Origin of the sequence: Dactylosporangium sp. CA-152071, from assembly GCF_050936335.1 — a bacterium.
Lineage (GTDB): Bacteria > Actinomycetota > Actinomycetes > Mycobacteriales > Micromonosporaceae > Dactylosporangium > Dactylosporangium maewongense.
This window is the reverse complement of the sequence record NZ_JBNJMZ010000001.1, coordinates 2,957,409-2,971,964: the sequence shown is the minus strand read 5'-3', so window position 1 is coordinate 2,971,964 and position 14,556 is coordinate 2,957,409. Positions and strand designations below refer to the sequence as shown.

13 protein-coding genes are annotated in these 14,556 nt (G+C 73.3%); 6 read left to right on the top strand and 7 right to left on the bottom strand.

Features of this window, described 5'->3' with window-relative positions; genetic code table 11:
- Nucleotides 1–100: 100 nt before the first annotated feature.
- Nucleotides 101–1,339, bottom strand: a complete 1,239-nt coding sequence (locus ACQEVZ_RS13155) for an MFS transporter (protein WP_433365880.1) — start codon at nt 1,337–1,339, stop codon at nt 101–103.
- Between the two features lie 34 nt (nt 1,340–1,373).
- Here ACQEVZ_RS13155 and ACQEVZ_RS13150 point away from each other — a divergent pair, with 34 nt between their 5' ends.
- The 5 genes from ACQEVZ_RS13150 (at nt 1,374) to ACQEVZ_RS13130 (ending at nt 6,428) form a co-directional block, all read left to right on the top strand.
- Complete coding sequence (locus ACQEVZ_RS13150) at nt 1,374–2,141, top strand: alpha/beta hydrolase (RefSeq protein WP_344502356.1); 768 nt, start codon at nt 1,374–1,376, stop codon at nt 2,139–2,141.
- Between the two features lie 175 nt (nt 2,142–2,316).
- Complete coding sequence (locus ACQEVZ_RS13145) at nt 2,317–3,300, top strand: amino acid ABC transporter permease (RefSeq protein WP_433365876.1); 984 nt, start codon at nt 2,317–2,319, stop codon at nt 3,298–3,300.
- Nucleotides 3,301–4,080, top strand: a complete 780-nt coding sequence (locus ACQEVZ_RS13140) for an amino acid ABC transporter ATP-binding protein (protein ID WP_344502354.1) — start codon at nt 3,301–3,303, stop codon at nt 4,078–4,080.
- 20 nt (nt 4,081–4,100) lie between these two features.
- Nucleotides 4,101–5,117, top strand: a complete 1,017-nt coding sequence (locus ACQEVZ_RS13135) for an ABC transporter substrate-binding protein (RefSeq protein ID WP_433365871.1) — start codon at nt 4,101–4,103, stop codon at nt 5,115–5,117.
- Between the two features lie 144 nt (nt 5,118–5,261).
- The gene (locus tag ACQEVZ_RS13130) at nt 5,262–6,428 is read left to right on the top strand and encodes a GH12 family glycosyl hydrolase domain-containing protein (protein WP_433365868.1); all 1,167 of its coding nucleotides are present in this window, start codon (nt 5,262–5,264) and stop codon (nt 6,426–6,428) included.
- 40 nt (nt 6,429–6,468) lie between these two features.
- Here ACQEVZ_RS13130 and ACQEVZ_RS13125 read toward each other — a convergent pair whose 3' ends face one another.
- From ACQEVZ_RS13125 to ACQEVZ_RS13115, 3 genes are read right to left on the bottom strand one after another with little or no spacing between them, the layout of a single operon-like run.
- On the bottom strand, nt 6,469–6,954 hold the full coding sequence (locus ACQEVZ_RS13125) for a hypothetical protein (RefSeq protein WP_433365865.1): 486 nt from the start codon (nt 6,952–6,954) through the stop codon (nt 6,469–6,471).
- Complete coding sequence (locus ACQEVZ_RS13120) at nt 6,932–7,591, bottom strand: RNA polymerase sigma factor (protein WP_433365863.1); 660 nt, start codon at nt 7,589–7,591, stop codon at nt 6,932–6,934. The genes ACQEVZ_RS13125 and ACQEVZ_RS13120 overlap by 23 nt, the downstream gene beginning before the upstream one ends.
- Nucleotides 7,588–8,772 carry a S8 family peptidase gene (locus ACQEVZ_RS13115; RefSeq protein WP_433365860.1) on the bottom strand — a complete coding sequence of 395 codons (1,185 nt, stop codon included), beginning with the start codon at nt 8,770–8,772 and terminating at the stop codon, nt 7,588–7,590. The genes ACQEVZ_RS13120 and ACQEVZ_RS13115 overlap by 4 nt, the downstream gene beginning before the upstream one ends.
- A 128-nt stretch (nt 8,773–8,900) precedes the next feature.
- Between ACQEVZ_RS13115 and ACQEVZ_RS13110 the strand changes: the two genes are divergently transcribed.
- Nucleotides 8,901–11,501 (top strand): CHAT domain-containing protein, encoded by a 2,601-nt coding sequence (locus tag ACQEVZ_RS13110; RefSeq protein WP_433365857.1) that lies wholly within the window; start codon nt 8,901–8,903, stop codon nt 11,499–11,501.
- A gap of 758 nt (nt 11,502–12,259) precedes the next feature.
- Here the strand turns inward: ACQEVZ_RS13110 and ACQEVZ_RS13105 are convergent.
- From ACQEVZ_RS13105 to ACQEVZ_RS13095, 3 genes are read right to left on the bottom strand one after another with little or no spacing between them, the layout of a single operon-like run.
- Nucleotides 12,260–13,039 (bottom strand): hypothetical protein, encoded by a 780-nt coding sequence (locus ACQEVZ_RS13105; RefSeq protein WP_433365854.1) that lies wholly within the window; start codon nt 13,037–13,039, stop codon nt 12,260–12,262.
- A 3-nt stretch (nt 13,040–13,042) separates the two neighbouring features.
- Complete coding sequence (locus tag ACQEVZ_RS13100; protein ID WP_344504044.1) at nt 13,043–13,486, bottom strand: hypothetical protein; 444 nt, start codon at nt 13,484–13,486, stop codon at nt 13,043–13,045.
- Nucleotides 13,486–14,544, bottom strand: a complete 1,059-nt coding sequence (locus tag ACQEVZ_RS13095; protein ID WP_433365851.1) for a PASTA domain-containing protein — start codon at nt 14,542–14,544, stop codon at nt 13,486–13,488. The genes ACQEVZ_RS13100 and ACQEVZ_RS13095 overlap by 1 nt, the downstream gene beginning before the upstream one ends.
- Nucleotides 14,545–14,556 lie beyond the last annotated feature (12 nt).

Genomic DNA, 14,556 nt, shown 5'->3' with positions numbered 1-14,556 from the left:
CCAGTGCCGCTGTTTGCGCTGCTGGCGGCGGTGCTCACGATTCAAAAAGATGTATTCGCCGGTGGGTTCCCGGGGTGAATGTAGGAGATCCGACAGCGGGTCACGCGTTCGGATTGCCGGACTTTTCGCCCCATGCGGCGGCGTGCCGCTGAGGGTCGCGCTGCTCCGGCACGGGGTGCCCGGACGGCGGCGGCCCGGCCGCGGACAGCAGCGGGTCGAGCAGGAGCGCCGCGAGGGCGGTGGCGATGAGGACGGCCGCGGCGAGCGCGACGGCCCGCGGGCCGGCACCCTCGATGATCAGGCCGCCGACGAACGACCCGGCGGAGATGCCGATGTTGAACGCGGAGCTGCCGCCGGCCGACGCCATGTCGGTGCTGCCGGGGGCGACCTGCAGCGCCCGGTTCTGCACCGCGGCCGCGAACGCCGCGTACGCGCCGCCGGACGTGGCGAGCGCGACGACCACGAGGGCCCGCACGGTGCCGCCGGCGTACAGCACGACCGACGCCGCGCACAGCAGCGACATCGGCACGGCCAGGGCCGGCCACGGGTAACGGTCGAGGAAGCGGCCGACGGCGAGGGTGCCGACGACGCCGCCGACGCCGGAGACCAGCAGCAGCGGGCCGAGCGACGACGCGTCGAAGTGCGTCACGTCCAGCAGGAACGGCGTGACGTAGGTCTGCGCGGTCATCGCCCCCGCGACCCCGAGCGACGTGACGAGCAGCAGCAACAGGTAGCGCCGCAGGTCGGGGGCCGCGCCGCGGGCCGAGGCGGCGCCCGAGGGCAGCGCGCCGGGCAGCAGCGCCACGACGGCCACGCAGGTCGCCGCGCCGATGACGGCCATCACCCCGAATGCGGCCCGCCAGCCGAGCTGCTGGCCGAGCCACGTGCCCAGCGGCACCCCGAGCACCGGCGCGAGGGATGCCCCGATCGACAGCCGGGCGACGGTGCGCCCCCGCCGCGACGGCGGGAACATGGCGGTCGCCGTCGACGCCACGATCGACCAGAACAGCGCCTGCGTCAGGCCGACGACGAGCCGCGCGCCGAGCAGCATCGCGTACCCCTGCGCGAGCCCGGACACCGCCGTCGCCGCCGCCGACACCCCGAGCGCCGCACCCAGCAGCAGCCGGCGCGGGAGCCGCCGGGTCAGCACCGCCATCGGCACCGACAGCACCAGCACGACCGCCGCATACCCGGTCAGCAGCAGGCCGGCCTCGGCCCGGGTGCGCCCCAGGTCGTCGGCGATCACCGTGAGCAGCCCTATCGGCATCACCTCGACGGTGACGAACGTGAATGTCGCCACCGACAACGCGGCGAGGGCGGCGTTGGCGCGGCGGTCCACCTGACCACCATAAGTGCTGTTTAGGGTAAGGGGCATGGCCCTTGTGCGGTGTGATTTCTTCTCCGATGTCCTCGGCTTCAGTACATCGATGACGGTCGTGCTTCCGCAGCGCACGTCCGGGCAGGTCGGCATGGGTGGCAGCGGGCGCGACGGCGACGTGCCGACCCTCTACCTGTTGCACGGTCTCAGCGACGACGACACCATCTGGGCCCGGCGGACCTCGATCGAGCGGTATGTGGCGGAGCTCGGCATCGCCGTCGTCATGCCGCAGGTGCAGCGCAGCTTCTACACCGACGAGGTGTGGGGCCGGCCGTACTGGACGTTCGTCGCCGAGGAGCTGCCCGCGATCGCGCGGCAGTTCTTCCGGCTGTCGGCGCGGCCCGAGGAGACGTTCGTGGCAGGCCTGTCGATGGGCGGCTACGGCGCGTTCAAGCTCGCCCTGCGCCACCCCGACCGGTTCGGCGCCGCGGCCAGCCTCTCCGGGGTCCTGGACCTCGGCGACCGGATGCGGACCATGACCTCCGAGGTGGACCCGCTCATGTGGCGGCGGGTCTTCGGCGACGCCCCGTTCGACGGCGGCGACAACGACCTGTTCGCCCTGCTGGACAAGGTCAGCGACCCGCCGCCGCTGTTCCAGTGGTGCGGCACCGAGGACGCCCTGTACCCCGGCAACGTGCGCTTCCGCGACGCCTGCGCCTCCCGCGGTGTCCCGCTCACGTCGCAGTTCAGCGCCGGGACGCACGAGTGGTCCCACTGGGACGACAAGATCCGCGACGTCCTGGCCTGGCTGCCCCTGCCGTAGCGGCGCTCCCGCGCGCCGCGGACGTGTCCTGCGCCATGTGTAAATACTAGTTTTCCGATAGGGATTGACAACTTATTCGCGTCTCTTTAGGTTGCTGGCAAGCCCGATCCGCAACCCGATCCGCCCACGCCCCCTCGTCGTGGGTGGATTCGTCGCACCCTGATGGAGCGCGCGCATGAGCGAGCCCGCAACCCTCGAAGCCGCACCCGCCGGTCCACCGATCAACACCCCGCCCGTCCGGTTCGACCCGCAGGCGGCGCAGCGCAGGGTCACCCCACGGCCGCGCCCCTGGCGCTGGTTCGTCAGCGCCGTCGTGCTGGTGGTGCTCACCCAGGTCGTCGTCGGCGTCTTCACCAACCCCCGCTACGAGTGGCACAAGTTCTGGGCGTACTTCACCCGCGAGTCGATCGTCGACGGCGTCGTGGTCACCCTGAAGGTCGTGGCGCTCAGCGCGCTGGTCGGACTGGTCCTCGGCGTGCTCGTCGCGCTCGGCCGGCTGTCGACGAACCCACTGGTCAACGGCCTGTCGTGGGCGTACGTGTGGTTCTTCCGCGCGCTGCCCCTGCCGCTGCTGCTGATCATCACCTTCAACTTCTCGTACTTCTACCCGCGGCTGGGCGTCGGTGTGCCCTTCGGGCCGGTGTTCGCCGAGGTGCGGACCGCCAGCCTCACACCGCTCGTGATCGGCGTCATCGCGCTGAGCCTCAACGAGGCGGCGTATGCGGCCGAGGTGATCCGCGGCGGCATCCTGTCGGTCGAGCCCGGTCAGATCGAGGCCGCCAACGCGCTCGGCCTCTCCAAGGCCCGGCAGCTGCGCCGGATCGTGCTGCCCCAGGCGCTGCGTTCGATCGTGCCGGCCTACGGCAACCAGCTCGTCGGCCTGGTGAAGGCCAGCTCGCTGGTCTACTACGTCTCGCTGCTGGACCTGTTCGGCGCGGTGTTCGTGCTGGAGTCGCGGCACCCCGAGTCGCTCGTGCCGATTCTCATCGTCGGTGCCGTCTGGTACCTCGTCATCACCGCCGCCCTGTCGGTCGTGCAGTTCTACGTCGAGCGGTTCTACGGCCGCGGCACCGTCCGGGTACTGCCGCCGACCCCGCTGCAGCGGCTGCGCCGCCTCATCGTCTCGTCCTACGTCCGCCTGACCCTGAGAGGCCTGTAGATGACCGCGACCCTGGACACGGCGGCTGCGCTGGAGATCCGCAATGTGCACAAGTCGTTCGGCACCCGGGAGGTGCTGCGCGGCGTCGACCTGACCGTCCGGCCCGGCGGGGTCGTGGCGATCCTCGGCCCATCCGGGTCGGGCAAGTCGACGCTGTTGCGCACCATCAACCACCTCGAGCAGCCCGACCACGGCTATGTCGCGGTGCACGGCGAGCTGATCGGGGTCGAGGCCCGCGGCGCCCGGCTGCACGAGCTGTCCCCGCGTGCCGTGCGGCGGCAGCGCACCCGGATCGGCTTCGTGGCGCAGAGCTTCAACCTGTTCCCCAACCTCACCGCGCGGGACAACGTCGCCGAGCCGCTCATCGCGCACAAGCGGCTGGCCAGGCCCGCCGCGTACGAGCGGGCCACGGAGCTGCTGGCGAAGGTCGGCCTCGGCGACCGCGGCGACGCGTACCCCCGGAGGCTGTCCGGCGGGCAGCAGCAGCGCGTCGCGATCGCCCGGTCACTGGCCCTCGAACCGAATCTGCTGCTCTTCGACGAGCCGACCTCCGCGCTCGACCCCGAGCTGGTCGGCGAGGTGCTCTCGGTCATCCGGCAGCTCGCCGACAGCGGCACCACGCTGATCATCGTCACCCACGAGATCGGATTCGCCCGCGAAGTCGCCGACACCGTGGTGTTCATCGACGACGGCGTGATCGTCGAGCAGGGGCCGCCGGCCCAGGTGCTCACCGCCCCGCAGCAGCCCCGCACCCGCGAGTTCCTTTCCAAAGTCCTCTGAAAATGCATCGAAGGAGAACCATGCGCACCGTCAGACCATCCCGCCGGGCGTTCGCGGCCGCGGCCATCGCCGTCACCCTCACCGCGAGCCTGGCCGCCTGCGGCAGCGACGACGAGGCCGAGGCCGGCACCGCGGCCGCCGCGAGCGGCACGGTGACGATCGGCGCGCAGGCGAACGGCATCGGCAAGCAGACCGAGCTGAAGGTCGAGAAGCAGCAGGCGATCGCCGACCTGGTCCCGGACGCGATCAAGGCCGACGGCAAGCTGACCATCGGGCTCGGCGCGCTGCCGACCGGCTTCCCGCCGCTCGCCTTCGTCGGCGACGACGACAAGACCCTCACCGGCGCCGAGCCGGACCTCGGCCGCCTCGTCGCCGCCGTGTTCGGCCTCACACCCGAGATCAACAACGCCACGTGGGACAACCTGTTCGTCGGCATCGACTCCGGCAAGACCGAGGTCGGCTTCTCGAACATCACCGACACCGAGCAACGCAAGGAGAAGTACGACTTCGCCTCATACCGGCAGGACAACCTGGGCTTCGCGGTGAAGGACGGCAACGCCTGGAACTTCGACAAGGACCACAAGAAGCTGGCCGGCCTCAAGGTCGCCGTCGGCGCGGGCACCAACCAGGAGAAGATCCTGGTCGCGTGGCAGGAGAAGCTGAAGGCCGAAGGCAAGACCCTCGACATCAAGTACTTCGCCGACACACCCACCACCTTCAAGGCGCTCGTCTCCGGCCAGATCGACGCCTACTTCGGCCCGAACCCGGGCATCGCCTACCAGATCAGCCGGACCAAAGGCACCGCCGACGCCGTGCGGAACGCGGGCGTGTACTCCGGCGCCGGCGAGACCCTCCAGGGGCTGATCGCGGCCACCACGAAGAAGGACAACCAGCTCGCCAGGGCGCTCGCCGAGGCGATCAACTACCTCATCGCCAACGGCCAGTACAAGCAGTGGCTCGCCGCCTACAACCTGGACACGGAGGCCGTGCCGACCTCCCAGGTGAACCCGCCGGGCCTGCCGAAGTCCAACGCCTGACGCTGTCGCGTGCCCCGGTCGTCCCGGGGCGGCGTGAAAGTTTCACGGAATCGGGCCGCGCCGCAGGGACAAACTCCCGGGCGGCGTGGCCCCGGCCGCACCCTGCCTTCCGGAATGTCCGCCAACCTTCCGAAAGGCAGTACCATGCCCCGCTTGTTGCAATCGCTCGGCGCCCTCGCGCTGCTGCTGACCGCCGCCGTCGCGGTCAGCCCGCAGGCGGCGAGCGCCGACACCCAGATCTGCGCGACCTTCGGCTCGGCGAGCGTCGCCGGCGGGAAGTACATCGTGCAGAACAACGTCTGGGGCGCCAGCACGCCGCAGGGCATCAACGCCACCGACCGCGGCTTCACGATCACCCAGTCCGGGCACAACGTGCCCACGAACGGCGCCCCCGCCTCCTACCCCTCGATCTACGCCGGCTGCCACTACGGCAACTGCACCACCGGCAGCGGCCTGCCGATGCAGGTCTCCAGCAGCGCGTTCCAGAACGTGACGACCAGCGTGTCGATGACGTACGCCGGTGGGCAGTGGGACGCCGCGTACGACGTCTGGTTCGACCCCACCCCGCGGACCAACGGCCAGAACACCGGCGCGGAGCTCATGGTGTGGCTCAACCACGCGGGCGCGCCGCAGCCCGTCGGCTCGCCCGTCGGCACCGTGAACATCGCCGGCGGCACCTGGACCGTGTGGTTCGGCAACATCGGCTGGAACGTCGTGTCGTACGTGCGCACCGCCGGGACCGGCTCGATCAACTTCGCGGTCCGTGACTTCTACAACGACATGATGGCCCGCGGGTACGCGCAGAACAGCTGGTACCTGACCAGCGTGCAGGCCGGGTTCGAGCCGTGGCAGGGCGGCGCCGGGCTCGCCGTCACCGACTTCAACTACAGCACCACCGGCGGCACCACCGGCGGCGGGCAGACGATCGTCGGTCAGGGCTCGGGCCGGTGCGTCGACGTCGACGCGCAGGGCACGGCCGACGGCACCAAGGTCCAGCTGTGGGACTGCAACGGCAGCGGCGCGCAGAAGTGGACCCGCAGCGGCAACACGTTCGTCAACCCGCAGTCGGGCAAGTGCCTCGACGTCCGGGGCGCCAGCACCGCCAACGGCGCGCAGGTGTGGCTGTGGACGTGCCTGAACAACTCCGCCCAGCAGTGGGTGGTCAACGGCAACGGCACGTTCGTCAACCCCGCGTCGGGCAAGTGCCTCGACGCGTCCGGCCGCGGCACCGCCAACGGCACCGGCCTGCAGATCTGGGACTGCTACGGCGGCGGAGGCACCCAGTCCAACCAGGTCTGGTCGCTGCGCTGACCAGGTAGCGACCGCGGATGCGGCGGCACCGCCGCGTTCCTCAGGTGAGGAACGTGGCGGTGCCGACCTGGGTCGTCTCGGGGCCGGCCGGGCCCCACCAGATGCGCAGCGGGCCGACCGGCAGGTCCGGCACCGAGAAGCGGCCGAGCCGGTCGGTCGTGCCGGTCCACTCGCCGCCGGAGTGCCGGACCCGCACCGGCGCCTCGACCGGGTGGCTGACCTGCCCGACGAGCCGCACCCGGCCGCCATCGACGACGACCTCGACGTCGATGACGGTGCCGCCGCTGTCGAAGCTCAGCAGCCGGGGGTCGTCCGCGTCACCGTCCGGTCCCGGGCCGGCGCGGATCCCGGCGGGCGCGCCCGCGACGGCACTGTCCAGCAGCAGGGCGGCCAGCGCCGCGTCCGGGTCGCGCCAGGCCAGGCCGGCCGACGCCGCCTGCAGCAGCCTCGCCGGGACGGGGTCGGTGTCGACGTACAGTCGAGCCACCGCCTCGCCCAGATCCTCACCCGCGGGTGGTTGCGTCATGTGTGCCTCCCTTCACCGTCGGTCCGTGCTGTCCGTGTTGTTGCCTGGGCGCGGCCGCCTGTTGCCTGTGCGCGGCCGCTCCGGGGTACGGCTCGCCCGTGAGCAGGCCGCGTAACATCTCCAGGCAGCGGGCCCGGGTCGGGCCGATGCTGCCGACCGGCATGTCCAGCGCGGCACCCAGCTCCGCGTAGCTCGGTGCCGGGTGCGCGCCCATCGCCCGCAGCAGCCGCGCGCACCGGTCCGGCATCCGGTCGACCGCCTGCCACAGCAGCCGCTGCTCCTCCGCGCGCAGAGCCTCCTCCTCCGGCAGGTCCGTCGTCGACGGCGCCCGGCCGAGGTGCTCCGCGACGTCGGCCGGGGACTCCCGGCCGCGCCTGCGGATCATGTCGATCGCCTCGTTGCGGGCGGTCGTGGCCAGCCACGACCCGAGACCGTCGCCGTCGCGGATCTGACCGAGCTTCTCGACCAGGCGGAACCAGGTCGCCTGGAACACGTCGCTCGCGTCGGCCTCGTTGAACCGGAAGCCGCGCGCGACCGCCCATACAAGCCCCGAGTAGCGGGCCACGAGTGCGTCCCAGGCCCGCTGATCGCCGTCCGCGGCCTCGATCAGGGCGATGGTCGGATCGAATGCCGTCACAGCACAGCAGCGTACCCGCCGACTGATCGTGTCGATTCCGACGTCACCTCCTTGGTCGCCGAAAGCACGCTTCCGGTCGACGCGGCGCGCTCCACGATCAGCGCGACCACGTGCGGGGTGGCGAACGACGTGCCGCTCCAGGTGGCCCAGCCGGTGCCGAAGTCCGGGTGGTGGATGTACGTGCTGACCACGTCGGCGCCCGGCGCGGCCACGGTCACCCACGGCCCGCTGTTGCTCCACTCGCACAGCGCCTCGCCGTTGTGCGCGGCGACCGCGACGACCTGCTGCCGCCACGGCACGTCCGCGCCGGCGAACCCGGCGGGCCAGAACGGCCGGTCGGTGACGCCGTCGTTGCCGGCGGCGGCGACCACGACCCGGTCCCGGCCGAGCAGGAAGCGGTTGAGCGCCCAGCGCAGCAGCACCGGCGGCTGGCCGTCCACGGTGTACGAGCCGAGCGACAGGTTGAGCACGTCGGTGTCGGTGAGCGCGGCGATCCGCAGCGCCAGCTGCAGCTCGGTGCCCACGCCGAACGTGTCGAGCACCTTGACGATGCGGACCTGCGCCCGCCGGGTGCCCTGCAGGATCACCCCGGCGATGAAGTTGGCGTGCCCGACGTCGGAGTCGATGACGTTGTCCCGGTCGACGTCGATCTCGGTCTCGTAGTCGCTCTCGCCGACCCGGTACCGGCTGGCCGGCAGCGGGCTGTCCGCCCACACACCGGTGTCCATGACCACGACCCGGGCGGCGCCGGCGGCCGCGGGTGCGGCGTCGATCGAGGCGGCCGCCGCCGCGATCGGCCGGCCGAAGGGGCCGCCCTGCTCGAACGGCGAGGCGAGCAGCACGTGGTTCGGGCCGGCGACGGTCCCGTCGGACGCGCGCTCGCGGGTCCGGCGGGTCGCCTTGATCGCGTCGAGACCGGGGGCCCGTAGCCGGCGCACGCCGGGCAGCGGCTCGTCGGTCGCCACGTCGGCGGCGCGGTGCCCGAGGCCCTCCACGACCCGCCGGGCGTCGTCGTAGTGCTCGTCGACGACCAGCAGCTCGCCGCTGACGTACCGCACCGGCTGCCCACCGGTGGTCTCCGTGCCCAGCCAGCGCAGGCCGGCCAGGTGCGCCGCGCGCCGCTGCCGCCACCGCTCGAGTCGCCGGGTCGGGTCCACGGGGCCGTCTTCGAAGTCAGTCATGTTCAACGTGACGTTCGAGCGAGTCCGCCGATACGTCGGGTACCCGACAGTTCCCGGCGGTGGAAGGATCGTCGGTTGTGAAGCCGCCGCTTTCCGGCCCGACGCCGGCGCCGCCGTCTGCCTTGACCTTGGCGACGCGTGCCGTCGAGGCGGTTGCCGCCGACCCCGACGAGGCCCGCGCCCTGGCCGTGGCGGCCCTCGCCGCGACCCGCCGGGCGAAGGACCCCGACGCGACGTCGGTGGCGCACCGGGCGCTGGGACTGGCCGCCCGCGTCGGCGACGACGCGCACACCGCGGCCCGGCACCTGCGCGCCGCGCTGCGGGTCGCGGAGCGGCACGAGCGGATGACCCTCGCCGCGGAGGCGCGGATGAGCCTCGCGCTGGTGCTCGACGACCTCGGCCGGCCGGCCGCCGCGGTCCGCGAGATCGACGTCGCCCTGCGCAGCCTGCGCGGGCTGCGCCGGGGCCGGGCCGTGATGCAGCGGGCGCTGATCCTGCGCCGGCTCGGCCACGACGAGGAGGCGATGGCCGGCTACCGGTCGGCGTTGCGGGTCTTCCGGCGCGAAGGCGACCGGCTCTGGGAGGCCCGCGCCCTGAACAACCGGGCCATCCTGCACGGCTACCACGGCAGCCACCGCCTCGCCGCCGCCGACCTCGGCGCCGCCGCCGCCATCTACGCCGACCTGGACCTGCCCACGGCGGCCGCCCAGGTGCACCACAACCTCGGGTTCGTCGCCGCGCAGGCCGGCGACGTCCCGCTCGCCCTGGCCCGCTACGAGCAGGCCCGCGCCGTGCTGACCCGCGAGGCCGGGGTGCCCGCCGACGCCCTGCTCGACCTCGCGGAGCTGCTGCGATCGGCCCGGCTGCTCCCGGAGGCGCAACAGGCGGCCCAGGACGCCGTCGACACCTGCCGCCGCGGCCGCCTCGACACCGCCCGCGGCGAGGCGGCGCTCCTGCTCGCCCGGGTCGCGCTGGCCCGCGGCAACGCCGAGGAGGCCCGCGACGCGGCCCGCTCCGCGCGGCGCGCCTTCACCGCGCAGCGCCGCCACCTGCCCGCCGCCCGCGCCCGCGCCGTCGAGCTGGGTGCGGTCATCGCCGCCGGCCGGGCACACCGCGGCACGCTGCGCGCGGTCCAGGAGGTGGCGGCGGAGCTCACCACCGCCGGCTGGCTGCTGCCCGGCTGCGAGTCGTGGCTCGACGCCGCCCAGCTCGCCCTCGCGCTCGGCTCTCTCGGCGACCGCGCCAGCGCCGCCGCCTGCCTGGACCGGGCCGCCGTCGTCGCCCGGCGCGGCCCGGCCGTGCTGCGCGCCCGCTGGTGGCACCTGCGGGCGGTCGCGCACCTCGCCGACGGCGACGTCCCCGCCGCCGCGCGCTGCGCCGACGCCGGGCTGCGCGAGTTCGAGGCGCACCGGGCCAGCCTCGGCGCCACCGAGCTGCGCGTCCGCAGCGGCGGCACGGTCGCCGACCTCGCCGCGTTCCGGCTGCGCCTGGCCGTGGAGCACGAGCCCGCGGAGCAGATCCTGCAGTGGTCGCAGCGGTGCCGGGCCGCGGCGCTCTGGCTGCCGCCCGCCCGGCCCAGCGGCGACCCCGTGATCGCCCGCGACCTGGCCCGCCTGCGCAGCGTCCACGCCGACCTGGCCGCCGCCCCGATCGGCGCCGCGCACACCGGCCGCCTGCTGCAGCGCCAGCGCGACCTGGAGGAGCAGGTGCGCCGCCGCTCCTGGCAGGCGCACGGCACCGAGGAGGCGACCGCCGCCGGCCCGCCCCTCGACGTGCTGGCCGCGGCCCTCGGCGACCTCGCGTTCGTCGACCTGCTCGCCGTCGACGCCTGCCTGCACGCGCTGGTCCTCGTCGGCGGCCGGGTCACGCACCGCCCCCTGGGTCCGGCCCAGCCGGTCCTCGACGAGCTGCACGCCCTGCGCTTCGCCCAGCGCCGCCTCGTCGCCCGCCGCGGCCACCGCGGCGCCGCGACCCTCGCCGCCGACCACGCCGCCGCCGACCTCGACCGCATGCTGCTCGCCCCGCTCGACGACCTCATCGGCGACCGCGACCTGGTCCTCGCCCCGACCGGCCAGCTGCAGGCGCTGTCCTGGTCCCTGCTGCCCCGCTGCCGCGGGCGCGCCGTCCGCGTCACCCCCTCCGCCGCGACCTGGTGGCGGGCGCAGCGGACCCCCCGCCCCGAGGGCCCCTCGGTCTTCGTCGGCGCCGCCGACCCGCCGCAGGCGCTGCGCGAGGTCACGGGGATCGCCGCCGGTACACCCGGCGCGACGCTGCTCGCCGGCGCCCGCGCCCTCGTCGGCGACGTGCTGCACGCCCTGGACGGCGCCTCGCTGGGCCACATCGCCTGCCACGGCCAGTTCCGCACCGACAACGCCCTCTTCTCGGCGCTCCTGCTCGCCGACGGCCCCTTGACGATGTACGACCTCTCGGCCCTCAACCGCCCGCCCGGCACCCTGGTGCTGTCCGGCTGCGACACCGGCCTGTCCGCCGTGCACCCCGGCGAGGAGCTGCTCGGCCTGACCAGCACCCTGCTCCAGCTCGGCACCCGCACCGTGGTCGCGAGCACCGGCCCGGTCGACGACGAGGCCACCCGCACCCTGATGACCGACTTCCACAAGCGCCTGGGCACCGGCTGCACCGAGGCCGCCGCCCTCGCCGCCGCCCTGCTCGCCACCGACGGCGACGCCCGCTACAGCAGCGCCGGCTTCGTCTGCTACGGCGCCGGCTGACCTGCTGCTGTACTGCCGCCCCACCGCTTCGCGGCGGGTCCCGGCGGGGATTCTCACCCGCACCCCAATGCGCCGCTGCGCGGCGCACTGCCAGCGCTTGCGCGCGGCAGCTTCGGACGCGTGCGCGCGGCGTCCGGTGGACGGCCTGCGACGAGTTGTGCTCCCGACGCCCGGCCACCACGCGCGCAACGCCGATCCTCGCGCCGCGGCATGATCGAAGGACAGTTCTGGCCGCCAGCACGACCGGATCCGTCCTTTGATCACCAGGCGGGGGATCCAGCAGCGACGCGCTTGGCGACCGGATCGATCCCTGACCCGAGCCGGTCCTGGCCGCGGCCTGCCTGCCGCAGGATTCGTCCGCTACGGCGCCGGCCGAGCTGAGCTTCCGGCCCACCGCTGGCACGGCGGGCACCGGCGGAGATCCTCACCCGTCTGCGCGCTACATCCCTGGGACCGGTCGCCGTGCAATGTCACACGCCAGCCGAACTGCGCGGGATCTCGATCATGAGACCGGTGATCCAAAAACGAATCTGGCTGTCGGGACGACCAGATCCGCGATCTGATCACGGTGGGGACTGGTTCGAGGCATGGAGCGCGCTCGTGGTCCGGTTCCTCCGCGCTTTTGGCGCAAATACGAAATGTCGGATAAGTCCGGGCGCTTGCGCCTGGACTTATCCGGGGACGTCGCGCCCGGGGATGTGTTGCCCGCGGGGTTGTCGCCAATGGAGGCGGAGAGGGAGCTGTGGCGTGCGTCGTGGTCAGGTGGCGGGGAGGGCCGTGGCGGTGGTGCGGGCGGTGTCGGCGGTGGTGCGGGCCGCGGTCACGATGCCGACGACAGCGCCGACGAGCAGGACCACGGACCAGATCAGGGCGACGATCGCCACGACGATGCCGGCCACGGCGTCGGTGATGCTGACCAGGATGCCTGGCACCAGGCCGTGCAGGAACGCCACCACCACGTTGCACAGCAGGGAGCACAGGGTCAGCAGGACCAGGCCCTTGTTCTGCAGGAAGCGGGGCTGGGCGGCGACCAGCGAGCCGGCGAAGACGAGTTTCAGGAACATGAGCAGCGAGAGGATCACGGTGGCGGTACCGCGGGGGAACGAGGCGAAGAGAATCAGGTAGGCGATCGTGCCGAACGGGAACGCCAGCAGCAGGGCGACCATCAGGACCAGCTTCGCCACGGCCAGGAGGATGAGGCCGATGGACGCCAGGAGCAGCAGGATCGCCACGATCAGCGTGACGACGCCCTGGAGGCGGCCGTGCAGGCGCTGGGGGACCACGAGGCCGGCCGCCATCAGGGCGACGGTGAAGAGGGCCGCGAAGTCCAGCAGCGCCAGGTACGGGATGCCGACGCCGGAAGGGCGTTCGACGTGGCCGCCGGCCGGGACCTGGGCGCCGAGGGCGGCGGCGTTGTCGGTGAGGGCGGTGCCCGCGTCGACGCCGCCGATCAGCAGCTGCTCGCCGAGCTCGACGCAGACGACGAGGGCCATCGCGACGAGCGCGACGATGAAGAACGGGGTGCGGAGGCGCTCCACGGCTCAGCCCTTCTTCGCGATGGTGAGGACGCAGGTGCGTTCGCCGGCGCAGATGAGGTCGATGTCGGTGGCGGCGTCGCCGACGGTGACCGAGACGGTGTCGCCGGCCTTGGCGTCGCTGCGCACGAGCGTGTCCTGGCCGGGGGCCGGGGCCTGCACGCCGACGTCGCTGTCGGCGCGCAGGCGGACCGTGCGGCGGCCCTGACGGGCGGCGACCCGCAGCACGCAGCTGCCGTCGCGCACGACGAACGTGTCGCCGGAGCGGCAGGGGGCGCTGAGGTCGGCCGGGTCGGCGTCCGGGGTCTTCGCGAACTTCGCCCCGAACCATTCGACGAGCGCCCCGGGCTCCTTGAGCGAGCCGCCGCCCGGGCGTTGCGCGGCGGAGCCGGCGAACATCGCCGTGATCACGACGAGCGCCGCGATCACGATCTTCGTCTGCCTGGTCATCACGGCACCATCTGGGCGGGCAGGACGGCGGCGGCGGGGCCGATGCCGCCGAAGTCGTCGACGGCCTGGACGGTCCACACGAAGGTGCCGTTGAAGGTCAGGACCGTGCCGCCGAGGCCCATGTTCTGCGCGGGGCGCAGCGACGGCGCGTAGTTCTTCGCGTCGGTGCGGGCCGTCACCATCGGCACGGTGTTGCACGCCTGCGGGGTCAGGGGGCCCTGCGCGCACACCGAGATCGACAGGCTGACGACCCAGTGGGTCACGTACGCCTCCGGCTGGTCCCAGACGAGCCTGCCGTCGGCCTGCTTCAGCTGCGCGTTGGCCGGGGTCTTCAGCACGGGCGGCGCCAGCCGCACCGCGACGACCAGGTCGACGGCCGTGCCCGCCGCGACGGTCTTCGCCGCCGGGACGCCCTGCTCCACGACCGTGTCGGCCCTGGTCGGGTCGTTGCGGTGCTTGATGGTGCCGGCGACGAGGCCCGCCTGCTTCAGCGCGAAGACGGCCTGGGTCTCGTTGAGGCGGGCCAGGTCCGGCACGGGGATCGACCCGGACGGCGGCGCGGTGACGACCGGTGCGGCCGACACCGACGCCGAGGGCGCCGGCGAGGAGCCGCCGAGCGTCAGCACCAGGGTGACCGTGACGGCGGTGATGACGACGAGCCCGGCGGCGATCGCGATGATCCACCACGGGATCCGGCGCTCCGGCGGCGCCGGCGGGGCCGCGACGTCGAAGACGACCCGGCCGCTGAGCACCGACGACTCCTCGGGCGCGGAGTCCGCCGAGTAGGCGCGGCCCTGCACCTCGTACGAGCCGGGCTTCGCCTGCGCCGGGACGTGGACCTTCAGCAGGAACGACGCGGACGCGGCCGGCAGGACCCGGCGCTGCGGGTCGTCGACGGTGAACCAGGACGGGTCCGCGTCGCCGCCGGCGACCGGCTCGAACACGACCCGGTCGGCGGCCTTGCCGGGGTTGGTGACGGTGAAGGTGGTGCCGCCCTGGTGCGCGTCGTCCAGGACGATGCGCTCGGCGGCGGTCGTGACGACCCACTTCGTGGACATGACACACAGCTC

What these genes read in the sequence shown, in the direction of transcription:
- ACQEVZ_RS13140 (WP_344502354.1), top strand. Translation starts at nt 3,301, where the DNA reads ATGACCGCGACCCTGGACACGGCGGCTGCGCTGGAGATCCGCAATGTG.
- ACQEVZ_RS13145 (WP_433365876.1), top strand. Translation starts at nt 2,317, where the DNA reads ATGAGCGAGCCCGCAACCCTCGAAGCCGCACCCGCCGGTCCACCGATC.
- ACQEVZ_RS13135 (WP_433365871.1), top strand. Translation starts at nt 4,101, where the DNA reads ATGCGCACCGTCAGACCATCCCGCCGGGCGTTCGCGGCCGCGGCCATC.
- ACQEVZ_RS13130 (WP_433365868.1), top strand. Translation starts at nt 5,262, where the DNA reads ATGCCCCGCTTGTTGCAATCGCTCGGCGCCCTCGCGCTGCTGCTGACC.
- ACQEVZ_RS13125 (WP_433365865.1), bottom strand. Translation starts at nt 6,954, where the DNA reads ATGACGCAACCACCCGCGGGTGAGGATCTGGGCGAGGCGGTGGCTCGA.
- ACQEVZ_RS13115 (WP_433365860.1), bottom strand. Translation starts at nt 8,772, where the DNA reads ATGACTGACTTCGAAGACGGCCCCGTGGACCCGACCCGGCGACTCGAG.
- ACQEVZ_RS13150 (WP_344502356.1), top strand. Translation starts at nt 1,374, where the DNA reads ATGGCCCTTGTGCGGTGTGATTTCTTCTCCGATGTCCTCGGCTTCAGT.
- ACQEVZ_RS13100 (WP_344504044.1), bottom strand. Translation starts at nt 13,486, where the DNA reads ATGACCAGGCAGACGAAGATCGTGATCGCGGCGCTCGTCGTGATCACG.
- ACQEVZ_RS13095 (WP_433365851.1), bottom strand. Translation starts at nt 14,544, where the DNA reads ATGTCCACGAAGTGGGTCGTCACGACCGCCGCCGAGCGCATCGTCCTG.